This window comes from Stenotrophomonas sp. Steno-C15 (assembly GCF_056393265.1).
In genome coordinates, this window is record NZ_JBWJPF010000018.1 from 63590 (window position 1) to 88425 (window position 24836).

Annotated in this window: 20 protein-coding genes; 10 read left to right on the forward strand and 10 right to left on the reverse strand. The window is 67.4% G+C overall.

Annotation, left to right across the window (positions count from 1 at the left end; genetic code table 11):
• Position 1: 1 nt before the first annotated feature.
• On the reverse strand, positions 2–871 hold the full coding sequence (locus AC06FB_RS13885; protein ID WP_478053792.1) for a pseudouridine synthase: 870 nt from the start codon (positions 869–871) through the stop codon (positions 2–4).
• 124 nt (positions 872–995) lie between these two features.
• Here AC06FB_RS13885 and AC06FB_RS13890 point away from each other — a divergent pair, with 124 nt between their 5' ends.
• The 3 genes from AC06FB_RS13890 (at position 996) to AC06FB_RS13900 (ending at position 4886) form a co-directional block, all read left to right on the forward strand.
• On the forward strand, positions 996–1544 hold the full coding sequence (locus tag AC06FB_RS13890) for a YaeQ family protein (RefSeq protein ID WP_053517781.1): 549 nt from the start codon (positions 996–998) through the stop codon (positions 1542–1544).
• The gene (locus AC06FB_RS13895) at positions 1541–2725 is read left to right on the forward strand and encodes a BaiN/RdsA family NAD(P)/FAD-dependent oxidoreductase (RefSeq protein WP_111185616.1); all 1185 of its coding nucleotides are present in this window, start codon (positions 1541–1543) and stop codon (positions 2723–2725) included. The genes AC06FB_RS13890 and AC06FB_RS13895 overlap by 4 nt, the downstream gene beginning before the upstream one ends.
• 91 nt (positions 2726–2816) lie before the next feature.
• Entirely contained in the window at positions 2817–4886 is a 2070-nt protein-coding gene (locus AC06FB_RS13900) for an EAL domain-containing response regulator (RefSeq protein WP_128988965.1), read from the forward strand.
• Positions 4887–5035: 149 nt separating this feature from the next.
• On the opposite strand, the gene fabV is transcribed toward AC06FB_RS13900, so the two are convergent.
• From fabV to queA, 6 genes are all read right to left on the reverse strand, one after another.
• Positions 5036–6295: an enoyl-ACP reductase FabV gene (fabV, locus tag AC06FB_RS13905; protein ID WP_053520465.1), complete on the reverse strand. Its 1260-nt coding sequence runs from the start codon at positions 6293–6295 to the stop codon at positions 5036–5038.
• A 694-nt stretch (positions 6296–6989) separates the two neighbouring features.
• Positions 6990–7970: a protein translocase subunit SecF gene (secF, locus tag AC06FB_RS13910; RefSeq protein WP_053519778.1), complete on the reverse strand. Its 981-nt coding sequence runs from the start codon at positions 7968–7970 to the stop codon at positions 6990–6992.
• A gap of 15 nt (positions 7971–7985) precedes the next feature.
• A complete protein-coding gene (gene secD / locus AC06FB_RS13915; RefSeq protein WP_053519779.1) occupies positions 7986–9842 on the reverse strand; it encodes a protein translocase subunit SecD in 1857 nt (618 codons plus the stop codon).
• Between the two features lie 61 nt (positions 9843–9903).
• Complete coding sequence (gene yajC / locus AC06FB_RS13920) at positions 9904–10248, reverse strand: preprotein translocase subunit YajC (protein ID WP_053519780.1); 345 nt, start codon at positions 10246–10248, stop codon at positions 9904–9906.
• 134 nt (positions 10249–10382) lie between these two features.
• On the reverse strand, positions 10383–11513 hold the full coding sequence (tgt, locus tag AC06FB_RS13925; RefSeq protein ID WP_065181313.1) for a tRNA guanosine(34) transglycosylase Tgt: 1131 nt from the start codon (positions 11511–11513) through the stop codon (positions 10383–10385).
• A 97-nt stretch (positions 11514–11610) separates the two neighbouring features.
• On the reverse strand, positions 11611–12678 hold the full coding sequence (queA, locus tag AC06FB_RS13930) for a tRNA preQ1(34) S-adenosylmethionine ribosyltransferase-isomerase QueA (protein ID WP_111185614.1): 1068 nt from the start codon (positions 12676–12678) through the stop codon (positions 11611–11613).
• A gap of 208 nt (positions 12679–12886) precedes the next feature.
• On the opposite strand from queA, the gene AC06FB_RS13935 reads away from it, so the two are divergent.
• The gene (locus AC06FB_RS13935; protein ID WP_128988969.1) at positions 12887–14383 is read left to right on the forward strand and encodes an aminotransferase class III-fold pyridoxal phosphate-dependent enzyme; all 1497 of its coding nucleotides are present in this window, start codon (positions 12887–12889) and stop codon (positions 14381–14383) included.
• Between the two features lie 264 nt (positions 14384–14647).
• Positions 14648–15241 (forward strand): LOG family protein, encoded by a 594-nt coding sequence (locus AC06FB_RS13940; protein WP_065175031.1) that lies wholly within the window; start codon positions 14648–14650, stop codon positions 15239–15241.
• A gap of 19 nt (positions 15242–15260) precedes the next feature.
• On the opposite strand, the gene AC06FB_RS13945 is transcribed toward AC06FB_RS13940, so the two are convergent.
• Positions 15261–18056 carry a bifunctional diguanylate cyclase/phosphodiesterase gene (locus tag AC06FB_RS13945; RefSeq protein WP_478053793.1) on the reverse strand — a complete coding sequence of 932 codons (2796 nt, stop codon included), beginning with the start codon at positions 18054–18056 and terminating at the stop codon, positions 15261–15263.
• A gap of 292 nt (positions 18057–18348) precedes the next feature.
• Between AC06FB_RS13945 and AC06FB_RS13950 the strand changes: the two genes are divergently transcribed.
• The 5 genes from AC06FB_RS13950 to AC06FB_RS13970 all read left to right on the forward strand — a co-directional run bounded on the left by AC06FB_RS13950 (position 18349) and on the right by AC06FB_RS13970 (position 22487).
• Positions 18349–18867 (forward strand): RNA polymerase sigma factor, encoded by a 519-nt coding sequence (locus tag AC06FB_RS13950; protein WP_229765872.1) that lies wholly within the window; start codon positions 18349–18351, stop codon positions 18865–18867.
• Positions 18864–19826, forward strand: a complete 963-nt coding sequence (locus tag AC06FB_RS13955; protein WP_478053794.1) for a hypothetical protein — start codon at positions 18864–18866, stop codon at positions 19824–19826. The genes AC06FB_RS13950 and AC06FB_RS13955 overlap by 4 nt, the downstream gene beginning before the upstream one ends.
• 34 nt (positions 19827–19860) lie before the next feature.
• A complete protein-coding gene (locus tag AC06FB_RS13960) occupies positions 19861–20457 on the forward strand; it encodes an IMPACT family protein (protein ID WP_263177928.1) in 597 nt (198 codons plus the stop codon).
• The gene (locus AC06FB_RS13965; protein ID WP_065181307.1) at positions 20450–22222 is read left to right on the forward strand and encodes an ABC transporter transmembrane domain-containing protein; all 1773 of its coding nucleotides are present in this window, start codon (positions 20450–20452) and stop codon (positions 22220–22222) included. The genes AC06FB_RS13960 and AC06FB_RS13965 overlap by 8 nt, the downstream gene beginning before the upstream one ends.
• Positions 22223–22292: 70 nt before the next feature.
• On the forward strand, positions 22293–22487 hold the full coding sequence (locus AC06FB_RS13970; protein WP_053519789.1) for a hypothetical protein: 195 nt from the start codon (positions 22293–22295) through the stop codon (positions 22485–22487).
• A 176-nt stretch (positions 22488–22663) separates the two neighbouring features.
• Here the strand turns inward: AC06FB_RS13970 and AC06FB_RS13975 are convergent, their stop codons facing one another.
• Positions 22664–23788 carry a prephenate dehydrogenase gene (locus AC06FB_RS13975; protein WP_164153149.1) on the reverse strand — a complete coding sequence of 375 codons (1125 nt, stop codon included), beginning with the start codon at positions 23786–23788 and terminating at the stop codon, positions 22664–22666.
• Positions 23785–24693 carry a pyridoxal kinase gene (gene pdxY / locus AC06FB_RS13980; protein WP_053519791.1) on the reverse strand — a complete coding sequence of 303 codons (909 nt, stop codon included), beginning with the start codon at positions 24691–24693 and terminating at the stop codon, positions 23785–23787. Before pdxY ends, AC06FB_RS13975 begins: the two co-directional genes overlap by 4 nt.
• Positions 24694–24836 lie beyond the last annotated feature (143 nt).

A 24836-nucleotide genomic window follows, 5' to 3' on the forward strand; every position in this document is an offset into this window, starting at 1 on the left:
CTCACGCCACCACTGGGCCCAGCTGACGCTGGCTGCTGAACACCCGTCGTCCCCCATTCAGGGGATCGTCGAAGGACAACGCCCGCGCCAGCAGTTGCAGCGGCGCCTGCGCCCCGCTCGCGGCCGGACGCAGCTGCGGATACAGGTCGTCTCCGATGATGGGCGCGCCCAGCGCCGCCATGTGCACGCGCAGCTGGTGCTTGCGACCGGTTCTCGGCTGCAGGCGGTAGCGCCAGACCGGACCTGTCGCGTCGATTACCTCGATGCGGGTACTCGCATTCGGCTCGCCCTCCATTTCGCCCATGCGGAAGAACGGCTGTGCCGGGCCGATGCGGCTGTGGCGCTCGAACGGGAAGTCCAGCGCCGGCAGCGCCGGGGCCAGCGCTTCGTAGGTCTTGTCGATACGGCGCTCGCGGAACAGGCGCTGGTAGGCATCGCGCGACTCCGGTCGCAGCGAGAACAGGACCAGCCCAGCGGTGAGCCGGTCCAGGCGGTGCAGCGGTGCCAGCTGCGCGTTGCCGGTCCGCGCCACCAGCCGCGCCAGCAGGGTTTCGCGGACATGGGCACCCGCCGGGGTCACCGGCAGGAAGTGCGGCTTGTCGACCACCAGCAGATGCTCGTCCTGGTAGAGGATCGTCTCGTTGAACGGAATGCGCGGCTCGTGGCTGACCTCGCGGAAATACAGGATTTCCAGCCCCACCTGCCACGGCTGGTCCGCCGCCAGCGCCCTGCCCTGCGCATCCTGTACCCGTCCGCGCGCGAACCGGTCCTGCCACTGGCTGCGGTCGATGCGCGGAAAGCGTGCGCACAGGCCGTCCAGCAGGGTCGGCCAATGGCCGGGTGGCAGCTGCAGCCGGCTGGGCAGGGTCATCGCGTCCGCTCCGGCGGCAACAGGAACCGCAAGCGTGCCACCGTTGACGCGCGGCAGACACCCCGGCCACGGACACCCCTGCAGCAAACCTCTATCATTGTCCTCTTTAGTCGACGGATCCCCCATGGCCCTCACCGCCACCATCCGCAAGGCCGAGTTGCAGATCAGCGACATGGATCGCGGCTACTACGCGACCCACAACCTGACCCTGGCCCAGCATCCGTCGGAAACCGACGAGCGCCTGATGGTGCGCCTGCTCACCTTCGCCCTCAACGCCGACGACCGCCTGGAATTCGGCCGGGGCCTGAGTACGGATGACGAGCCGGACCTGTGGCAGCACGACTACACCGGCGACATCCTGCAGTGGATCGACCTCGGCCACCCCGATGAATCCCGTATCCGCAAGGCCAGCAACCGCAGCCGCCAGGTGCAGGTGGTCAACTACGGCGGCAATGCGTCCGACATCTGGTGGGGCAAGCAGGGCAAGGGCCTGGCGCGCTTCGACAACCTGTCGGTGATCGACCTCGATGGCACCTTCGTCGAGCAGTGGGGCCAGCAGATCCAGCGTGCCATGCGCTTCAGCGTGCTGATCCAGGACGGCGAGGTGCAGATCCTCAACGACCAGATCCAGCTCGACATCATCCCCACCTGGCGCAAGCGCGCCAAGGCATGAGTACGACGCGCTGCGACGTCGTGGTGATCGGTGCCGGTGCCGCCGGCCTGATGACCGCGATCACCGCCGGCCGGCGCGGCCGCCAGGTGCAGGTGATCGATCACGCCAACAAGATCGGCAAGAAGATCCTGATGTCCGGCGGTGGCCGCTGCAACTTCACCAACACCGGCACCACCCCGGCCAACTTCCTGTCGGCCAATCCGCACTTCTGCAAATCGGCGCTGGCCCGGTATACGCCTTGGCACTTCATCGAGATGGTCGAGCGCCATGCCATCGCCTATCACGAGAAGGAGCTGGGGCAGCTGTTCTGCGACGTTTCGTCCAAGCAGATCGTGAAGATGCTGGTGGACGAGTGCCAGGCAGCGGGTGCGCACATCCGTACCCACTGCAGCGTCGAGCGCATCGAGCACGGGACGGATGGCTTCCGTGTGCACACCACGCAGGGGATGTTCCACTGCGCCTCGCTGGTGGTCGCCACCGGTGGCCTGTCCATCCCCAGCCTGGGCGCAACCGGCTTCGGCTACGAGATTGCACGCCAGTTCGGGCATGCCGTGCTGCCGACCCGCGCCGGACTCGTGCCGCTGACCCTCAGTGGCAGGCACCAGGAGCGCCTGGCCGACCTGAGCGGTGTCGCGCTGCCGATCGAGGCGCGCTGCAACGGCATGCAGTTCCAGAATTCCATGTTGCTCACCCATCGTGGCGTCAGCGGCCCGGCGATCCTGCAGATCTCTTCCTTCTGGCAACCCGGCGACGCACTGGAACTGGATCTGCTGCCCGGCCAGGATGCCGGCCAGTGGCTGCGACGGATGAAACAGGAGCGGCCAGCCGCCGAACTGCGCACGGTGCTGGCCGAGGTCCTGCCCAAGCGCCTGGCCCAGCGCCTGTGCGAACACTGGCTGCCGGACCGCCCGGTACGGCAGCTGGATGAGCCCCAGCTGCGCCAGGCTGCGCAGTTGCTGGGTGCGTTCCCGCTGGTGGCCAGTGGCACCGAAGGCTACCGCACCGCCGAGGTCACGCTGGGCGGCGTGGACACCGCCGACGTTTCGTCCTCCACGATGGAATCCAAGCGCGTGCCGGGCCTGCATTTCGTCGGCGAAGTGCTGGACGTCACCGGCTGGCTTGGCGGCTACAACTTCCAGTGGGCCTGGGCCAGCGGCCACGCCGCCGGCAGCGTGGTGTGAACCGCATCGCCGTTCGGGGTGCGGGATGCCTGCACGCATGGACGGCTCGCCGTGCATCGTGTATCAAGATCCGCAGATTGGGGAGCAGTGCATGCAGAACGCGAACGACATCACCATCCGCCTGTTGATCGTCGACGACAGCGGCGAGAATGCGGAAGCCATCGTCAGCACGCTGCGCAACAGCGGCATCGCCGTGCGCCCCTGGCGCCCGCAGGATTCGGCCGAGCTGTCGCAGGTGCTGGCCAACCAGGCCATCGATCTGGTGCTGGCCTCGCCCTCGCAGGGCATCCCGCTGCCGCTGGTGGCCCAGCACATCGCGGCCAGCGGCAAGGACATTCCGCTGGTGCTGCTGGCCGAGCGCATCGACGAGGATGAGCTGGTCCAGGCCAGCAGCCATGGCATCCGCGCCCTTGCCCTCCGTCAACGGCCGGAGCATCTGCTGGCGGTGGTCCGCGACCAGTGGGTCGACCTGCAGGCGCGCCGCGGGCTGCGCCGCATCGAGGCACAGATGCGCGAGACCGAGCGCCGTTGCGACGCGCTGATTGCCTCCTCCCGCGAACCCATCGCCTACGTGCACGAAGGCATGCACATCCGCGCCAACGATGCCTATCTGGACATGTTCGGCTACGAGCATTTCGACGACATCGAGGGCATCTCGCTGCTGGACATGGTGGCCGCCCAGCATGTTGATGACTTCAAGCAGCTGCTGAAGAGCCTCAGCCGCGGCGAAGCGCCACCACCGCAGTACCAGCTCGATGCACGCCACCAGGATGGCAGTGCGTTTCCGGCAACGATGGAATTCACCGCAGCCACCTATGAGGGCGAATCCTGCCTGCAGGTCGTGTTCCGCCGCCGGATCGAGTTCGACCCGGAACTGGCCCGAGAGGTCGAGGATCTTCGCCAGCGCGACCAGGTGACCGGCCTGCTGAACCGGCCGACCTTCATGCTGCAGGTCGAAAGTGCGGTCGCCCAGGCTGGCCGCAGCGAGGGCCAGTTCGGCCTGCTGCTGGTCGAGCCCGACCACTATGCGCGGCTGATGCCGGACATCGGGCTGGCCTCGGCCGATACCCTCATCGGCGCGCTGGCCTCCCTGCTGGCCGATGTCGTGGGGGAGGACGCGCAGCTGGCGCGCTTCGGCGAACACAGCTTCGCCGTGCTGCAGGCCGGCCCCTATGCGCAGACCGTGGCACTGGCCGAACGCATCCGTGAGGCATATGCCGCCCATGTGTTCAGCATCGGCGCGCGTTCGGCCACGGTCACCGTGAGCATCGGCGGTGTCCAGGTCGGCGAGAAGATCGCCAGTATCGGCCAGGTCCTGGCGCGTGCCAGCGAGTGCACGCAGGCGGCCGCCGAGCTGGGCAACACCTGTCGCATCTTCGATCCGGCCGCGGTCGATCGGGTCGAGGAAGAACGCGTGCAGCGATGGGTCGGCCGCATCCGCGAAGCCCTGGACGGCGACGGCTTCCAGCTGCATTACCAGCCGGTACTGAACCTGCAGGGCGAGCCACTGGAGCTGTACGAAGCCTATCTGCGACTGGAGCACAACGGTGAACTGCTCAGTCCCACCGCTTTCCTTGGCATCGCCGAGGAACACGGGCTGCTGGCCGAGATCAACCGCTGGGTGGTGTCCAAGGCCATCACGGTGCTGGGGCAGCGCGCGCGCGAAGGCAGCGCCACCCAGATGCTGGTGAAGGTCACCCCCGAATCGTTCGACGACCCGCAGATGATTGCCACCCTGCGTGGTGAACTGAAAGCGCACGGGGTTCCGGGCGAGCGCCTGTGGCTGCATGCGCCGGAAGCGAAGGTGTTCACCCACCTGCGCAGCGCCCAGCAGTTCCTGGCCGCCGTGGCCCCGCTGGGCTGCCGCATTGGCCTGGAACAGTTCGGGTCCGGCCTGGATTCGTTCCAGCTGCTGGCCCACTTCCAGCCGCAGTTCCTCAAGCTGGACCGTGGATTCACCAGCGACCTGGCGGCGACCCGCGAGAACATCGACCGCATCAGCCAGATCACGGCGCGCGCGCAGGAGGCCGGTATCCGCACCATCGCCGAGTTCGTCAGCGATGCCAACTCCATGACGCTGCTGTTCAGTGCAGGCGTGGACTACGTGCAGGGCGACTTCGTCGGTCCGGCGCTGCCGACGATGAGTTTCGACTTCGGGTGATCCCGCATCGCCGGGCATGGCCCGGCGCTACCAAGGGGCGCCGGGGTAACGCCGGCCCATGCACGACGAGCCTGCTAGCGCCGGGCCATGCCCGGCGAGCACAGCGGCGCGCCCTATGTGAAAAGGCCGGCTTTCGCCGGCCTTTTCGATCAGGTCATATCGACCAGATTGTTGATCTTCACATCCGGATCGACGTCGGCCTCGTAGTCGACGCCTTCAACGCCGAAACCGAACAGGCGCAGGAAGTCCGCCTTGTAGCCGGCCAGGTCGCTGATCTCGTACAGGTTTTCGTTGGTCACCTGCGGCCACAGTGCAACCACCTTGCCCTGCACGTCTGCCGCCATTTCCTTGTAGTCGGCACGCAGGCGGCCTTCTTCATCGACCAGCGCGACGGTATGGCCATCGCCATCGACCAGATCGTGACGCAGGCGGTCGATCGCCACGCCGTCGGCCTTGCCGCCGTAGAGGATGTCGTAGAGCACGTCCAGCTGCTCGATGCAGCCTTCGTGGGTGCCCTTTTCCTTCATCACCTTGAACAGCAGCGACAGGTACAGCGGCATCGTCGGAATGGCCGAGCTCGCCTGGGTGACCACGGCCTTGAGCACCGACACGCGGGCATCACCGCCGATCTTCGCCAGCTTCTCGCGCAGGCCCAGCACCTTGGTGTCGAGATCCTTCTTGGCAGCGCCGATCGATCCATTCCAGTAGATGGCCTGGGTGATTTCTTCGCCAACGTAGGTGAAGGCGGTGGTGGTGCAGCCGTTGGCCAGCACGCCGGCATCGGCCAGCGCGTCGATCCACATCTGCCAGTCTTCACCGCCCATCACTGCGACGGTCCCTGCGATTTCCTCCGGCGTCGCCGGCTGCAAAGTGGTCTCGGTGATCACTTCCTTGTCGGTATCCAGGCCACGCAGCGTAATCGGCTCACCGATCGGCTTCAGCGTGGAACTGATCACTTCACCGGTCTTTGGGTGCTTGCGGCGCGGCGCAGCCAGGCTGTAGACGACCTGGTCGACCTGGCCGAGATCGGCCTTGATCATCTCGATGGTGCGCGCCTTCACTTCATCCGAGAACGCATCACCATTGATGCTCTTGGCATACAGGCCGGCCTCATCGGCATAGCGGTGGAACGCCGCCGAGTTGTACCAGCCCGCCGTGCCCGGCTTGGTCTCGCTGCCGGGACGCTCGAAGAACACGCCCAGGGTCGCCGCACCGCTGCCGAACGCGGCAGTGATGCGGGCGGCCAGGCCGTAGCCGGTCGAGGCGCCGATCACCAGCACGCGCTTGGGACCGTTCTGGATCGGCGGGCGGGCGCGGATGTAGTCGATCTGCTGCTTGACGGCGGCGTCGCAGCCGGTCGGATGGGTGGTGACGCAGATGAAGCCGCGGACGCGCGGTTTGATGACCATGGATACCTCGGGTTGGCAGATGCGGCGCGCAGGGCGCTCAGCAGGAATCGGAGGGCGCGCCTGCGCGCGCGAACCGCAGGATCGTAGTGCGCGAGAGCCGAATGCACAACCGACGCTGCCGTAGGGTGGTGTTTGTTTTGCAGGGTTGCACCCTGCACCTGCCGAATCAACGTCAACGTCAACGTCAACGTCAACGTCAACGTCAGAAGCGAGCTATCTGCGGGATGGCGGGGCAGGTCCGGTTGCGGGGGACGCCGCAAGTACGTCCATGTAGGCTCGGTCGCGCCATCCATGGCGCTCACGCCCCCGCAACCGGACCCACCCCGCCTTCGACAGTCTTCCGCGTTCTGTCGGAACCGCATGCTGCTCTGGTGGGTGTCGACCTTGGTCGACACGATTGAATTCATTCGAAATCTGACAGATGTGTCGACCAAGATCGACACCTACCGACAGCCGCGTGAACGTGTCGAAGGTGGGGCGGTGTCGGAGTGCGGGGTGTCAGCCGCATGGATGCGGCTGCCAAGCCCCCATGGACGGGTTTACGGCGTCCCCGCACTCCGACACCGACCCGCCATCCCGCAGAATGCCCGCTGTTGATGTTGCCTTTGCCTCGGCAGGTGCAGGGCTGCACGCCCTGCCAACAAAAAACCCCGCTTGCGCGGGGTTCTCTGTGCGTTGCGTGCAGCGCGAACGCTTACGGACGGCGGGCCAGAGCCTCGATGTCCTTGGCCTTCGGCAGCAGGTCCTGCTTGCTCACGCGCAGGAAGCCGATCGTGAGCATCGGCACCGCGACCAGGATCGACGACATGACCACGATCACCGCACCGATCATGTGCGTTTCGGCCAGGCCTTCCATCGAGCTGCCACCGTACAGGTACAGGGCCAGTGCGGACAGGAAGAACATCACCGCGGTGATCACCGTACGCGACAGCGTCTGGTTGATCGAACGGTTCAGCACTTCCATCGGCTCCACGCGCAGGCTGCGGAAGTTCTCGCGGACGCGGTCGAACACCACGATGATGTCGTTGATCGCAAAGCCCATCACCGACAGCAGGCCGGCCAGCACCGTCAGGTCGAACTCGCGGCCCAGCAGGGACACGTAAGCCACCGTCACGATCAGGTCGAACATGGCCACGATGCTGGCGGTGACCGCGAACTTCCATTCAAAGCGGACGGCGATGTAGATCAGGAAGCCGGCCAGCATGAAGATGGTGGCGTACAGGCCGTTCATCGCCAGATCCTTGCCGATCTGCGGGCCGACGAACTCATTGCGCAGCACCGTCGCCTGGTTGTCGGCCGAGGACAGCGCCTTGACCACGGCCGCCGCGGTGGCCTTGTCCTCGGCGGCGGAATCGCCGGTACCCGGGGCATGCTCACCGTGCGGCGCCAGGCGGATCAGCAGGTCGGTACTGCCACCGACGCTCTGCACCTGGGCGCCGTCGAAGCCGCTCTGCTCGAGCTTGGTGCGGACCTGCTCGACGTCCACCGGGCGCTCGAAGCGGGCCTCGATCAGGGTGCCACCGGTGAAGTCCAGGGCATAGTTGAAGCCCTTGAAGCCGATGATGGCGATCGATGCCAGGAACACGATGATCGTGACGACCATGGCGACATGGCGCCACCGCATGAAATCGATCTTGGTGTCGTTCGGGAGGATGTGCAGCGGAAACAGTTTCATGTGCGTGTCGTCCCGTCAGATGGCCACGTTCTGGAGCTTCTTGCGGCGGCCGTAGATCAGCGTCGCCAGCGCACGCGACACGGTGATCGCGGTGAACATGGAGGCGAAAATACCGATGATCATGGTCAGCGCGAAGCCCTTCAGCGGACCGGTACCGAATGCGAACAGTGCCACGCCGACGATCAGGCCGGTCAGGTTGGCGTCGAGGATGGTGCCGGAAGCGCGCTCGTAACCGGTCACGATCGCGGTCTTGCCCGGAACACCGGCCCGCAGCTCTTCACGGATACGCTCGTTGATCAGCACGTTGGCGTCGACCGACAGGCCGACCGACAGCGCCAGGCCGGCGAAGCCCGGCAGGGTCATGGTCGCGCCGAACAACGACATCACCGCCACCACGATCAGCAGGTTGAACAGCATCGCCACCGACGTGATGATGCCGAACATGCGGTAGTAGATGCTGAAGAACACCAGGGTGAACAGGAAGGCGAAGACCACGGCGCGCATGCCGTTCTTGACGTTCTCGGCACCCAGGCTCGGGCCGACCACGCGCTCTTCGACGAAGTCCATCGGCGCGGCCAGCGAGCCGGACTTCAGCAGCTTGGCCAGATCTTCGGCTTCCTTCTTCTGCAGGCCGGTGGTCTGGAAGTTCTTGCCGAACACGCCATTGATGTTGGCCACCGAGATCACTTCCTCGTTGACCTTGAAGCCGCGCACTTCCTGGCCGTCGACCACGGTCACGGTCGGCACGCGTTCGGTGTACACCACCGCCATCGGCTTGTTCACGTTGGCGCTGGTGAAGTCGAACATGCGCTGGCCACCGACGTTGTTCAGCGTCACGCTGACCGCCGGGGCACCGCTGTTGGCGTCGGTCACCGCCTGCGCAGCCACCATCTGGTCGCCGGTGACGATCACGCGCTTGTTCAGCAGGATCGGGCCGCGGCCGTCACGCTGCTGGTAGACCTTGGCTTCCGGCGGGATGCGGCCGGCGTTGATGGCGTCCTGGGCGTTGCCCTCGACCACCGCACGGTATTCCAGGGTGGCGGTCGCACCGATCATGCGCTTGGCTTCGGCCGTGTCCTGCACGCCGGGCAGCTGCACCACGACGCGGTCGGCGCCCTGGCGCTGGATGATCGGCTCGGCCACGCCCAGCTGGTTCACGCGGTTGCGCAGGGTATTGATGTTCTGCTCGATGGCGCCGTTGGCGATCTGCGAGATCTCGGCCTCCGGCACGGTCACCGTGATGCGGCTGCCGCTGACGTCGTAACCGAGGGTCGGCTGCGCCTTGAGCAGGGCCGTGCGGGCGCGCTGCGCGGCGTCGTCACCGGCGGACGGGCTCAGGTTGGCCACGATGCTGTTGTCGGCGCGACGCTCGACCGACTGGTACGGAATGCGTGCGTCGCGCAGGGTGCTGCGCACGTCTTCGGTATAGGCATCCAGGCGCTTGTCCAGCGCAGCCTTCTGGTCCACCTGCAGCACGAAGTGCACGCCGCCCTGCAGGTCCAGGCCGAGCGTCATCGGGCGACCGCCAAGATTGGCCAGCCAGTCCGGAACGGTGGATGCCAGGTTCAGCGCGACCGTGTAGTTCTCACCCACGCTGTCGCGCAGCAGGTCGCTTGCCGCGGCCTGGGTCTTGAGGTCCGGCAGGCGGACGATCAGGCTCTCGCCTTCCTTCTCCGCGCCGAGGCTGGCGATGCCGGCCTTCTTCAGGTCAGCCACCACGCGGTCGCGGAGGGCGTCGTCGACCTGTCCGCCACGGTTGGCGGTGATCTGGACGGCCGCGTCCTTCTGGTAGATGTTGGGCAGCGCATACAGCGTACTGAGCGCAAGTACGATCAGGATGACGACGTACTTCCAGCGTGGAAATTCGAGCATTGCTTGGGTCCCGCGCGGCGCCATCCCCGGCGCCGCGGTTGTGCATCGGAAAGGGAGTGGCTTACTGGGCCGACTTCAGGGTACCGGCCGGCAGCACGTTGCCGACAGCGCCCTTCTGCACGCGGATGCGCACGTTCTCGGCCACTTCCAGGGTGACGAAGTTGTCGCCGATGTCGGTGACCACGCCGGCGATGCCACCGTTGGTCAGCACTTCGTCGCCACGCTTGATCTTCTCCAGCATGGCCTTGTGCTCCTTCTGCCGCTTCATCTGCGGGCGGATCATCAGGAAGTACATGATGGCGATCAGGATGATCGGGAACAGCAGCGTGGTCAGGCCCATGCCCTGCGGTTGGCCACCGGCGGCCTGGGCGTGGGCGGCGGGAATCAGGAAGGCAAGCAGGTTCATCTTTGGTCCTTTGGTTGGGCGGCGCTCCGGCCCTTTCACGGGCGCGGGGTGTCGACCGCGGATCTGGGTCAGCCTTGAAGTATGCCATGGCCCCGGACGTTCGTCCCCGGGCCGTTCGGCAGGGGGGCGCCGGGTTACAGCGGCGGCGGAACCGCTCCGCGTGCCGCATAGAAGGACTCGCGGAAGGCCTGGAAGGTTCCCGCCTCGATCGCCGCCCGGATGTCGGCCATCAGCTTCTCGTAGTAGAACAGGTTGTGCAGGGTGCCCAGCATCGGCGCCAGCATCTCGTTGCAGCGGTCCAGGTGGCGCAGGTACGAGCGGGTGTAGCCGCCGGTACAGGCCACGCAGCCGCAGCCCGGTTCGATCGGGTCCATGTCCCGCGCATACTGCGAATTGCGGATGCGGACGGTACCGAACGAGGTGAAGTAATGCCCGTTGCGCGCGTTGCGGGTCGGCATCACGCAGTCGAACATATCGACGCCGCGTGCGACACCCTCGACCAGGTCTTCCGGCCGGCCCACGCCCATCAGGTAGCGCGGGCGGTCGCCCGGCAGCTCCGGATCCAGGTGGTCGAGCATGGCGTTGCGCTCGTGCTCCGGCTCGCCCACGGCCAGGCCACCGATGGCATAGCCATCGAAGCCGATCGCCTGCAGGGCCTCGGCCGAGCGGCTGCGCAGGTCGGTATGCACCCCCCCCTGGACGATCCCGAACAGGGCCGCATCGTTGCCGAGCTCGTCATGGGCGTTGCGGCTGCGCTGGGCCCAGCGCAGGCTCAGCTCCATCGACCGGCGGGCGACGTCCTCGGTGGCCGGGTACGGGGTGCACTCGTCGAAGATCATCACCACGTCCGAATCGAGCACCTTCTGGATCTTCATGCTCTCTTCCGGGCCGAGGAACACCCGGGCCCCGTCGGTCGGCGAAGCGAAGGTCACGCCTTGTTCGGTGATCTTGCGGCGGTGGGCCAGCGAGAACACCTGGAAACCGCCGGAATCGGTCAGGATCGGGCCGTCCCAGCGGCAGAAGCCATGCAGTCCGCCGTGGTCGGCGATGATGTCCAGGCCCGGACGCAGGTACAGATGGAAGGTGTTGCCAAGGATGATCTCGGCCCCCAGCGCGCGCACCTGGTCCGGCAGGATGCCCTTGACCGAGCCATAGGTTCCCACCGGCATGAAGGCCGGCGTTTCCACCGTGCCGCGCGGGAAGGTCAGGCGGCCGCGACGGGCACGGCCGTCGCGGGTCTTGAGCTGGAACTGCAGTCGGGACATGGAGCGGTCGTTCAGGCAAATAGTCGCCTATTGTCTCCCAAGAAGGCGTGCGCACCAAGGTGCGCACCCACAAGGGTCCCTGCCCTCCCGGCGCGCCCTACCCTGCCTGCGGGAACAGCAGCATCGCGTCGCCGTAACTGAAGAAGCGATAGCGCTGCTGGATCGCGTGCTGATAGGCCTCGAACACCCGCTCCTTGCCGGCAAAGGCCGAAATCATCATCAACAGGGTGCTTTCCGGCAGATGGAAATTGGTCACCATCGCGTCAACGCTGCGGATCCGATAGCCCGGAGTGATGAAGATCTGCGTCTCGCCGGCGAACGGCAACAGCTCGCCGTCACGCATCGCACTTTCCAGCGCGCGCACCACGGTGGTGCCGACACCGATCACGCGCCCGCCCGCAGCGCGGGTCCGACGCACCTGCTGCACCAGCTCGGCGCCCACGTTCAGCCACTCGCGGTGCATCACGTGGTCCTTCAGGTCATCGGCTCGCACCGGCTGGAAGGTGCCTGCCCCCACGTGCAGGGTGACGTGGCCGAACTCCACGCCCTTGTCCTTCAGCGCGGCCAACAGCGGTTCATCGAAATGCAGGCCGGCGGTCGGTGCCGCCACCGCTCCCACCTCCCGCGCGAACACGGTCTGGTAGCGCTCGCGGTCGTCCACGCCCGGCTCGCGCTGGATGTAGGGGGGCAGCGGCAGGCGTCCGGCGTGCAGCAGCCACTGCTCCAGTGACTCGGGCACATGGAACTGCAGCACATAGAACTCGCCGTCGCGGCCCAGCACTTCGGCTTCGCCACCGGCATCGAGCGCGATGCGGCTGCCGGCCTTGGGCGACTTGCTGGCGCCGACCTGGGCACGCGCCTGCTGGCCGCCGAGCAGGCGCTCGATCAGGATCTCGACCCGCCCACCGCTGGCCTTCTGACCGAACAGGCGCGCCGGGATCACGCGCGTATCGTTGAATACCAGCAGGTCGCCCGGCTGCAGCAGCGAGGGCAGATCACGCACCTGCAGGTCGGTGAAGGCGGCAGGGGCCGGAGGCACCAGCAGCAGGCGGCTGGCGGAACGTTCGGCCAGCGGCGCCTGCGCGATCAGTTCAGCCGGCAGGTCGTAGTGGAAATCGGACTTCTTCAATGCAGTGGGCGGCAACAGGTCGACAATGGCGCGCATTGTACGGCCAGCGTCTGCGAGCCGGCGTGGTCCGCGGCGAACGTCGCGCAAAATGCTGCTATGCAACAGGTTTCTGCGGGGTTATCGCGCAAAAAAACAAGTGCTAGCATCGAGATGGAAGTCCGCTGCACGAGCCGCCCAGCGCGCGTGATGACGCGCGTTTTGCTTTTTGATGGCCCGTGCGCCCCATTGTTTCAGGAGATCTGCAATGAGCTTCATCGAACGCCTCGCCCCCCTGCGCAGCCAGCCCGGCACCCGCCTCACCACCGGCCTGGACGACGCCACCCTGACCACCCTGTCCGTCCGCCATCCGCAGCTGGTGGCCGCGGTCGAGGCCGCCGCCGCGGAGTTCGCCCGTGTGCAGGGCGAACTGGGGCCGTTGCTGGGGCAGGACGAACAGGCGCAGATCGATGCCATGCAGGACGGGTTCGTCAATTTCTACGCCGACGACGCCGTTACGCCCTATGTGGCGCTGGCCGCGCGCGGCCCGTGGGTGGTCACCCTGAAGGGGGCGGTGCTGTATGACGCTGGCGGCTACGGCATGCTCGGCTTCGGTCATACCCCCGACACGGTGCTGGAGGCGATGGCCCGACCGCAGGTGATGGCCAACATCATGACCCCCAGCCTGTCACAGCAGCGCTTCATCACCGCCCTTCGCGCCGAGATCGGCCACCGTCGTGGCGGCTGCCCGTTCGCCCGTTTCATGTGCCTGAACTCCGGCTCGGAAGCGGTCGGGCTGGCCGCACGCATCGCCGACGTCAACGCCAAGCTGCAGACCGACCCGGGTGCGCGCCACGCCGGCGCCGCGATCAAGCGTGTGGTGGTCAAGGGCAGCTTCCATGGCCGCACCGACCGGCCGGCGCTGTACTCCGATTCCAGCCGCAAGAGCTACATGCAGCATCTGGCCAGCTACCGTGGCGAGGATTCGGTGATCACCGTGGCGCCGTACGACGAAGCCGGCCTGCGCGCGGTGTTCGAGGACGCCGCCCGCAACAAGTGGTTCATCGAGGCGGTGTTCCTGGAGCCGGTCATGGGCGAAGGCGATCCGGGCCGCTCGGTGCCGCCGTCGTTCTATGCCCTGGCCCGCGAATTGACGCGCGCGCACGGCAGCCTGCTGCTGCTCGATTCGATCCAGGCCGGCCTGCGCGCGCACGGCGTGCTGTCGGTGGTTGACTACCCGGGCTTCGAAGGCCTGGATCCGCCGGACATGGAAACCTACTCGAAGGCCCTGAACGCGGCCCAGTACCCGCTGTCGGTGCTGGCGGTGACCGAGCATGCCGCACAGCTGTACCGCAAGGGCATCTACGGCAACACCATGACCAGCAACCCGCGTGCGCTGGACGTGGCCTGCGCGACGCTGGCACAGCTGACCCCGCAGGTGCGCGCCAACATCGCCGAGCGCGGCGCCGAAGCCGTGCGCAAGCTGGAACAGCTCAAGGGCGAGCTTGGCGGGCTGATCACCAAGGTGCAGGGTACCGGCCTGCTGTTCTCGTGCGAGCTGGCGCCGCAGTTCAAGTGCTACGGCAGTGGTTCCACCGAAGAATGGCTGCGCCGGCATGGCATCAATGTGATCCATGGCGGCGAGAACTCGCTGCGCTTCACGCCCCACTTCGGCATGGACAGCGAAGAGCTGGATCTGCTGGTGGGCATGGTCGGCCGCGCCCTGCGTGAAGGCCCGCGACGCGAGCAGGCTGCGGCGGCGTAAGCCCCCGCTTTTTGTAGAGCCGAAGGCAGCGGCAGGAGCCGCTGCCAACGTCGCTGGCGACGGCCCGAAGGGTGCCGGTCAGGACGACCGGCATAGCCCATGCTCGGCTAGGGCATTGCCGCGATCTGAACGAAGAGCAGCCGAGCATGGCTCGGCTCTACAGAAGGCCTCTCAAGGCCTCATAATCCTTGGACACCCCGTCCCTGACCGCCCTGCGGTCGGCGACGGGGCGTTTTCGTTTCCGGCCAAGAGACAGGAAGATCCATGAAATCGATCTGTGTGTACTGTGGTTCCAACGCTGGCAGCAAGCCGGCCTATACCGAACGCGCCATTGCACTGGGCGACCGCATCGCCCGCGACGGCCTGCGCCTGGTGTATGGCGGCGGCAACGTCGGCCTGATGGGAACCGTGGCCAATGCGGTGCTCGCGGCCGGCGGCGAGGTCACCGGCGTGATCCCCCGCCAGCTGGCCGACTGGGAAGTGGCCCATCGTGGCCTGACCGAGCTGGAGATCGTCGGCTCGATGCACGAACGCAAGTCGCGCATGTTCGACCTGGCCGACGGCTTCGTCGCCCTGCCCGGCGGCTTCGGCACCATGGAGGAGATCTTCGAGATGCTGACCTGGCGCCAGCTGGGCATCGGCAACAAGCCCTGTGCATTCCTGGACGTGGACGGCTTCTATGCACCGCTGATCGGCATGATCGATCGCATGGTGGATGAGCGTTTCCTGCACCCGGACCAGCGCCAGGACCTGTGGTACGGCTCGGACATCGAGCAGATGCTGGAGTGGATGAAGAACTACCAGCCGGCACAGGCCTCCAAGTGGATCGACGAGAAGCGCCGCGCCGCCCTGCGTTGATCGTCCGCCGCGTGGCGTCTCAGGGCGCCACGTCGGCCCAGGGAGCCGGTCGCCCCAGCAGGTAGCCCTGGCCGTAATCGCAGCCCAGTTCGCGCAGTGTCTGCCGCTGGGCTTCGGTTTCGATGCCTTCGCCGATGGTTTCGATGCCCAGCGTGCGCGCCAGCGACAGCACGCCCTGTACCAGCGCGCGTGTGCTCTGCACTTCTGGTCCATGCAGGCCGGCAATGAAGCTCTGGTCGATCTTCAGCGTGCTGATCGGGAAGCGGTGCAGGTACGACAACGCCGAGAAGCCGGTGCCAAAGTCGTCCAGCTGCACCTGGATGCCGCGCTCGCGCAGTCCCTGCAGGATATGCAGCGTGTGCGGGCCGTCATCCAGCAGCGCGACCTCGGTGATCTCCAGGCGCAACCGGCGCGGATCGGCCCCGCAGGCGTCGAGCAGGCCGAACAGGCGCGCACTGAAACCGGCCGAACGGAAATGCCGCGGCGACACGTTCACCGACACATAGCCCTGCCCGCCCGCGGCCAGGCCGGCGATGACCTGTTCGTAGATCAGCCAGTCGACCTGTTCGATCAACCCGCTCTCCTCTCCCAGCTCCAGGAACGCGCCCGGCAACAGCAGGCCACGCCGTTCGTGCTGCCAGCGCAGCAGCGCTTCGTGGCCCACCACTTCCCCGTCGGACAGGCGCACGATCGGCTGGTAGAACGGCACGAAATCCCGATTGTTGATCGCCCGCCGCAGATCGGCTTCCAGATCGAGGCTGCGCATGGCCTGCTCGCGCATGTCCTCGTCGAAGATCGCACAGCGATCATGGCCCTGCGCCTTGGCCCGGTACATGGCGGCGTCGGCATCGCGCAGCAGCTCTTCTCCGGTCCGGTAACGCGGATTCCACAGTGCGATGCCGAGGCTGCCGGACGGGAACAGCTCGCGCCCGGCGATCCACATCGACTCCTGCAATGCCAACAGCAGGCGCTGACCGAAATCCAGGGCCTGCGCCAGGCCCAGCGGGCACTGCAGCAGCACCGCGAACTCATCACCGCCCAGGCGCGCCACCACGTCGTCGGGGCCCGCCATCGACACGATGCGCTTGGCCACTTCCACCAGCATGTGATCGCCGGCCGCGTGGCCGATGCTGTCGTTGACCAGCTTGAAACGGTCCAGATCCAGGAACAGCACCGCGAACACCGGGCCGTCCTCCTGCCTGGCCAGTACCAGCGCATCCTGCAGCCGGTCCAGCAGGTGCAGGCGGTTGGGCAACCCGGTCAGCGCGTCGTGCATGGCCTGGTGGGTCAGCCGCTGCTCGGCACGCAGGCGCTCGCCGATCTGGCCCAACAGCTTTTCATTGACCTCAGCCAGTTCGCGCGTGCGTTCGTCCACGCGCTTTTCCAGTTCGGCATGCGCCGAACGCAGGCGCTGCTGGTCGCGCTGGCGGGCCAGTCCGGTGCCGATGTTCTGCGCGACGAAGGTCAGCAAGCGCTGGTCGTGGATGCTGAAGGCACGCTGCTCGCTGTAACTCTGCACCACGATCGCGCCAACCACTTCGTCATCGCGCAGCAGCGGCACGCCCAGCCAGCACAGCGAGCGCGCGCCGGACTCGCGCACCTCGCCACTGGCGCGCAGCGAGTCGATCTGCGCGCGGGAGGCCAACAGCGGCTGGCGGTTGCGCACCACGTATTCGGTCAGGCCACGACTGAACGCACGGGAGGCGCGGCTGGCGTGGCGTTCATCCACCGAGTAGACGAAATCCAGCCCATCACCCGCCTCGTTGACCAGTGCGATGTAGAAATTGCGCGCGTCGAGCAGTCGGCCGACCACGCCATGCACCTGGCCGTAGAACTGCTCCAGGCTCTCGGCGGACATCGCCATCTCTGCAATGTCGTACAGCGCGATCTGCAGCTGCTCGGCACGACGACGCTCTGCCACTTCGTCCTGCAGGCTGTGGTTGGCGCGTTGCAGTTCCTGCGTGCGCAGTTCCACCTGCTGCTCGAGCCGCACCTGGGCCTGCCGCCGGTCCATCGCGGTCTGTACGTGCTGGGCAACGAAACCCAGCAGTGCACGCTCGGCCTCGCCATAGCGGTCTGCCTGCTCGTAGCTCTGCACCACGATGGCACCGCACACCCGGCCATCGCGCAGCATCGGCACACCCAGCCAGTCCAGGCTTTCAGGGCCGCGAAGCGGGTCATGCTCCTGCCCGACCTCGCGGGCCAGCAGTTCCCGCGAAGGTCCGCTCAGGGGCCTGCCATGATGCAGCAGCGCCACCGTCAGGCTGCGCGGCATTCCGCTGGCGTCGAAGCTCTGCGCCGGATCGGCAACGAAATCGTCCACCTGGTCTGCGAAGTACAGGAACCTGATCTGGTCGTGCAGGTCATCGTATTCGACGATGTAGCAGTTCTCTGCGTACATCAGCGTGCCCAGCACGTCGTGCACGCGGCGCAGCATCTGCCCCATCTCCAGGTCGGCACCGGCAAGATCGGCAATCTGGAACAGCGCCTGCTGCAGCCGCTCGGCCTCTTCCAGCGCCTTGATCTGTCCCGCCTGGCGGCCCCGCTGCAGGGCCAGTTCCATGGCCTGCCGCGCCAGACCCCACCACGCGGACGAAGGCGCCGCGCCCTCCACCGCCAGGTACAGGCGGGCACCGTCATGATCCCAACCGTGGCGGCCATCGCCGGCAGCCGGTGCCACGCTGTCGGCCGCGCCCGGGGGTATCGGCCAGATGGCGTCACTGCGCCCCAGCTGGGGATCGTCCCAGCCGACCCGGACCACCGCCGATTCCGGCAGCAGCGCATGCAGCGCGCGCACGAGTTCCGTACTCAGCACGGCCTCGTGTGATGGCGTTTGCGCAGGTTCAGCATGCGTGGACAAATGACAATCTCTCGGCGCCGTCTGTGCGTCGCCTCCCCTGAGCCGCCGAGCATAGCGCGCCACCGGGGGGGCAATGGAAGCCCGGCAACCCCGAATCGTGCGCCCGTTCGTTATTCCTGGCGTCCGCACCCCGTTCCGAGCCATGAACCTCGCCCTGTCCGCCCCCGCACCCCGCTATGCGCCATCGTCGGCAGGCCTTAACCTGTACCGCGTGGAAGCCAGCGCCCTGCCAACCGATGAAGCCTTGATGCTCGCCTGGGCCGGCGGCGACCTGCACGCGTTCGAGAGCCTGTATGCGCGCCATCGCAAGCGCCTGTTCGGCTTCCTGCTGCGCCAGCTGCGCGATACCGCCCTGGCCGAGGAGATCTTCCAGGACGTCTGGCAACGGGTCATCAGCGCACGGTCCGGCTGGCAGCCGGATGCCGCCTTCAGCACCTGGCTGTTCCGCATCGCGCACAACCGGCTCAACGATCACTGGCGCGCCGCACGCCACCGCCCGGCGGCGCCGGCCGATGCCGAGCTGCGTCTGGCCGCGCTGGAAGACGGGCAGACCCCGGAAGCAGAGCTTTCAGAATTCGAGCAACGTCGCCGCATCCAGCGCGCGATGGAAGAACTGCCGCTGGAGCAGCGCGAAGTGCTGCAGCTGCGGCTGGATCAGGAACTGAGCCTGGAGGAGATCGGCCAGATCACCGGCGTAGGCCGGGAAACCGTGAAATCGCGGCTGCGCTATGCGATGGACAAGCTGCGTGCGGGACTGAACGCATGAACCGAGACGAACCCCTGACGCCTGAAGAGCGCGAGCTGGCGCGCCTGCTCGGCCGTCGTGTCGAACAGGCGCCTCCGGCGGCGCTGGATGCCACGATCCTGGCGGCCGCCCGTGCGGCGGTGCAGGCGCCACCGGCCGACGCGGCCGACGCGGGCAGCGTGCGTGCACGGCGGCCGCGCCGGCACTGGCCTGCGGTGTTCGGCGTTGCTGCATCGATGGTATTCGCCATCGGCATCGCCTGGCAGCTGCGCCCGGAACCGCCCGCGGTCCCGGCGCACGATGCACAGATCACTGCGCCGCGCGTCGCCGGCGAGGTCGCTGCCGAAGTGGCCGCGCAGCCTGCCGAGGGCCCTACCCGGCCTTCCCCTGCCGAGCCGGCCATCGCAAGTGCGCCGCCGGCACCACCGGCGCCAGTCGCGGCACCCAGGCCCGCCGCACCGGCCCGATCCTCCGCACCGCAGACACCGGCACCGACGGTGGCGGCACGAGCGAAAGCGGCGGCTCAGGCCACCGAGCGCGCCGCCGCCGACACCGCAGCTCCGCCGCCGGCTGCGGAACCTCCGGCCGCTGTGGCCTATTCGGCACCGCTGCCTGCTGCGGCGCCTGCGCCGCCGTCGCTGGAAGCGCGCGACGCCGTTGCCCCCCTGTCCGGCGCGATGGAGGCCGCCCCGGCCAGCGCGGGACAGCGCGGTGACACCACGGCGCTCAAGCGGGCCGCACCGCTCCGCAGCGCACCGGGCGTGATGCGTCGCGGCAGCGATGCCGCGCTCAGCGCTACGGCCGTGCAGGCCGAAGTGGCCGCCGACGCCCAGCTGCCCCGCCGGCAGTGGCTGCAGAAGATCCGCGAACGTCGCGACGAAGGCCAGCGCGACATCGCCCGTGCCAGCCTCGAGCGCTACGTGCAGCAGTATCCGGAGTCGCGGCTGCCACGCGACCTGCGTCCTCTGCTGGACGACTGAAGCATGGGGGCGGCAACCCCGTAGAATGAAGGGAATGCCCGATACCCTCGCCCAGCCCGTCAGCCACACGCTGGAAGTCAAGCACAGCCGCTTCATCGCCCATGCCGCGCCCATCGATGGCGCGGCGGCGGCGATGTCGTTCCTGCAGCGGGTGATGGTGGCCGACGCCACGCACAACTGCTGGGCCTACCGGCATGGACAGGAGTATCGCTCCAGCGATGATGGCGAGCCGGCGGGGACTGCCGGCCGGCCGATCCTGGCCGCCATCGATGGCCAGGGCTTCGACCGGGTCATGGTGGTGGTGATCCGCTGGTACGGGGGTATCAAGCTCGGCGCCGGCGGTCTGGTCCGCGCCTACGGCGGTACCGCCGCCGAGTGTCTGCGCACGGCACCGCGGCTGCCACTGGTGGCGATGGCACGGCTGCAGCTGCTGGCCGGCTTCGAGGACCTGGGTACCCTGCATGCGGCCCTGCCCGCGTTCTTCGCCGAGAAGCAGGATGAACAGTTCGACGCTGAAGGCGTGCGCCTGCGGATCGAATTACCCGCCGACCAGGCCGACGCATTGAAAATCCGCCTGCGAGACGCCACCCGTGACCGTATCCGTATCCGAGATGACGACCAGGATGACTGACAAGGACGACGCGGCCGCCGCGACCCCGCCATTGCGCCGCCTCGGCAGCCTGCGAACGCTGTGGCCGTTCGTGCGCCGGCACAGTGGCCTGTTCGCCGCCTGGCTGCTGGCGCTGGCCGTCTCCTCGGCCGCCACCCTCAGCCTGCCTCCGGCCGTCAAGCAGATGATCGACCACGGCTTCAGCAGCGGCGGCCAGATCAACCGGGCGTTTGCCCTGCTGATGCTGGTGGCGGTAGTGCTGGCGATCGCCACCTCCGCACGCTTCTACTTCGTGTCGCTGCTCGGCGAGAAGGTAGTGGCCGACCTGCGCAGCCGTCTGTACGGGCACCTGATCCAGTTGGGTGCCGGTTTCCATGACCGCAGCCGCAGCGGCGAACTGGTCTCGCGCCTGACCGCCGACAGCGAGCTGCTGCGCAGCGTGGTGGGCTCGACCATGTCAGTCGCATTGCGCAGCAGCGTGACGGTGGTCGGCAGCCTGGCCATGCTGTTCGTGACCAGTCCGCGCCTGGCGGCGTGGTCGCTGCTCGGCATCCCGCTGGCGGTACTGCCCATCATCATCGGCGCACGCAAGCTGCGCACCGTCGCGCGCAGCAGCCAGGACCGCATCGCCGACGCCAACAGCCTGGCCAGCGAGACCCTCGGTGCCGTCCGCACGGTGCAGGCACATGCGCGCGAGCCTTACGAGCGCGGCCGCTTCGACCTGGCGCTGGGCGATGCGATCCGGGCCGCACGCCGACGCATCGGCGCACAGTCGCTGGTCACCGCCAGTGCCATCCTGCTGATCTTCGGTGCCATTGTCGGCGTGCTGTGGCTGGGCGCCCACGATGTCATCGAGGGCCGCCTCAGTGCCGGCACCCTGGGCCAGTTCGTGCTGTATGCGCTGATCGGCGGTGGTTCGGTGGGCGCTCTGGCCGAAGTCTGGAACGAACTCCAGCGCGCTGCCGGCGGCATGGGCCGGATCGGCGAACTGCTGCAGGAGGATGTCGAGATCCGCGCGCCCGCGCATCCACGCGCGCTGCCGCAGCCGCTGCAAGGCGAGATCCAGTTCGATGACGTGGTGTTCCACTACCCGCAGCGACCGGACCAGGCCGCGCTCGACCACTTCAGCCTGCATGTGCGCCCAGGCGAGACCGTGGCCCTGGTCGGCCCCTCGGGTGCCGGCAAGAGCACGGTGCTGTCGATGCTGCTGCGCTTCCATGACCCGGCCAACGGCCGCATCTGCGTGGACGGCATCGATGTGCGCGAGGTCGATCCCGCCGACCTGCGCGCCCAGCTGGCCCTGGTGCCGCAGCAACCGACGCTGTTCGCCGCCAGCGCCCGCGACAACATCCGCTACGGCCGCCTGCAGGCCAGCGATGCCGAAGTCGAGGAAGCGGCTCGTGCCGCTGAGGCCGATGGCTTCCTGCGTGCGTTGCCGCAGGGCTATGACAGTGAGCTGGGCGAGCGCGGCGCGCGCCTGTCCGGCGGGCAGCAGCAGCGCGTGGCGATCGCCCGCGCGCTGCTGAAGGATGCGCCGATCCTGCTGCTGGACGAAGCCACCAGCGCGCTCGACGCGCAGAGCGAGTACGGTGTGCAGCAGGCGCTGGAGCGCCTGATGGCGGGCCGCACCACGCTGGTCATCGCACACCGTCTGGCAACCGTGCTCAAGGCCGACCGCATCGTGGTCATGGACCAGGGGCGCATCGTCGCCGAAGGCACGCACGCACAGTTGTTGGCTGAAGGGGGTCTGTACGCGGAGCTGGCGCGACTGCAGTTCATCGATTGATGACGGTCGGCTAACACCTCTGGCGCCAAGCTGGCCGCGCAGAAGCAGCATCCGCTGAAGGAGGTGGACGATGTCGTTCCGTCAGTTTCCCGCAGTCGACAGCAATGGCGAGAGCCATATCATCATCGAGTTCAAGCCCGAGGCCAATGGCAGCGGGCATCATTCCGAAGCCACCCCGCGCTACGAGCTCGACGACGGGCGTCATCTGGTGCGCAATGGCCGCGAGTTCAGCACCAGCGGCGGCGAACTGCGGCTGACCATCTAGCGTCGCGCTAGCGTCGCGCGGGTCAATCGCAGGGCCGCCGGGCGTAGCCCGGCCCCACCGGCAGCACCCTGGTCAGTTTTTCGCCACAGATCTTGACAGCTTGTGCTGGCAAGGCATGAGCAGTGTTATCCACATGTTTGCGCAGAATTCATCCACATCCCCTGTGGATGAATGCACTACGCCAGTACCCGTCCGATTCCGCTGGCATCCACGGCGGCCGCTGCGTCGGCCAGGGCCCGGGGATCACTGCCGGCGACGAAGCCGATGCGGAAATGCACTTCCCCGCCCGGCGTGCGCGAGGAATGGATGGAAGCCAGGCTGATGCCGTGCTGCTCGAAGATGTTCAGCAGCTCACGCAGTGAGCCCGGGCGATCTTCCGGCAGGTGGACCGACACGGCGTTGCGCTCGGTCAGATCGGCCAGCAGGTAGCCCACCCGCTCGAAGGTATAGTTTCCAGAGGCCAGTGCAGGCGCGCCGAAGGCGGCCCGGTTCGCCACCAGCATCTGCTCGCGGAACGCACCGCGCGCCATGTCGTCGCCTTGGTCGACCTGGGCCTGCAGCACGCGCAGCTGGCCGACCAGGCGTTCCAGCATCGGCGCGACATGCGGATTGCCGAACTGGATGTCCTCATAGATCGCCGGATTCAGCGAGAGGATGCGCGAGATGATCGCGGTATCCAGTTCGAACGACGCCGAGCGATAGGGAAGCATCGCTTCCAGTGTCCCCAGTTGCGGCTGATATTCCCGCAGCACGCCGGCCTGGGCCAGATGCGTGGCATGCACCATCGCCTGCACCAGCGCCATCATCTGGTCATGGTGCTGTGGCGTGGCGCGCACGCACTCGGCCTGCAGCGCCACGCACAGCGCATCCAGCCAGGGCCGACAGTGCTGCAGTCGCGCTTCGCAGACCACCATGACCCTGCCCTTCAACGTGGGGGCCTTCGGCGGCGCGGTCATCGGGTGCAGGCCGACCACTTCGGCCTGTGAGGCAAGCATCGCCTGTACCGGCGCGTCCTTGACCGAGGTGACATCGAGCCACAGGCGCCCGCGTTCACGACCCGCCGAGCGGCGCACGTATTCGGCGATCAGTTCCGGCGTATGCCGGATCGGTGCGGAGAACACCAGTACATCGGCCTCGGCCAGCAACTGCTCCGGTGTATGCGAAGCAGCATCGGCCGGATCGTGGCCGATCACCTGCAGTCGCATCTGCTGCTCGAAGAAGCGGCCCAGCCAGCGCCCGTAGGCTCCGGCACTGCCGACGATGCCGATCGTGCGCGGCGCAAAGTGCTGCACTGCCGTCATGCCACGCGTTCAGCGCGGAAGCGCGTGCCTTCGGCCAGTGCGGCGGGCGCCGCGGCAATCACGTCGAACTCCTCGAAACCATTGGCCAGCGTGGCCTCCAGGGCGGCATGGGTACCTGCGATGGCACGCGAGATCGCCTGCTGCATCGACTCTCCCCGCAGCAGGAACGACACCACCAGCGACATCAGTACGTCGCCGGTCCCGGCCACGTCCACCGGCAGCAGCGGCGAGGTCCAACGCCAGGTCTCGTCGCGTCCCACCGCCAGCGTCACCAGCTCGCCCGGCGTGCCACCCACGCTGTGCGCGATCACCCAGTGCGGACCACGCGCCAGCAGCGTACGCGCGGCGGCGATGGCGTCGGCCTCGGCCAGTGCCGGCATGCCGGTCAGACGGGCCAGCTCGAATGCATTCGGGGTGACCAGCCAGGCATGCGGCAGCAGCCGTTCGGCGAAGATCGCCTCCAGGCCCGGCTCCACATAGGGGCCGGTATGGGTATCGCCGATCACCGGATCCAGGCAGTAGCGCAGCTGCGGGCACGCGGGCAGGACCTGATCGAGCCAGTCGGCGAACGCCGCACCATTGGCGGTGCTGCCGAAGTAGCCGGAGACCAGCATCCTGGCCCGCTGCGGCAAGCCACGCTCGTGGGTGCCCAGCAGCAGATCGGCGAACCAGTCACTGGGCAGTACGCGGCCGCGGGTTGTCTCGTAGAACGGCGCGTTGCTCAGCAGCGTGGTCGGGATGTCGGCCACGCGCACACCGAGCGCGCGCATCGGCGGCATGGCGGCACTGTTGCCGGCATGGCCGTAGACAAGTTGCGACTGGACCGAAATGACATCGACCGGCGACGGCCCATCCGGCCGCTGGCGGCGACCGTGGACCAGATGGGTATCAAGGGATTCGCTCATATCCGCATTCTACGCCCAAGGGGGTTTTCGGCAGGGCTTGCAGCCCTGCACCTGCTCAATGCAACGGCAACGGCCGAAGCCAAAGCCAAAGCGGCATTCCGTGGGGTGGCGGGGGGGGGGGGGGGGGGGGGGGGGGGGGGGGG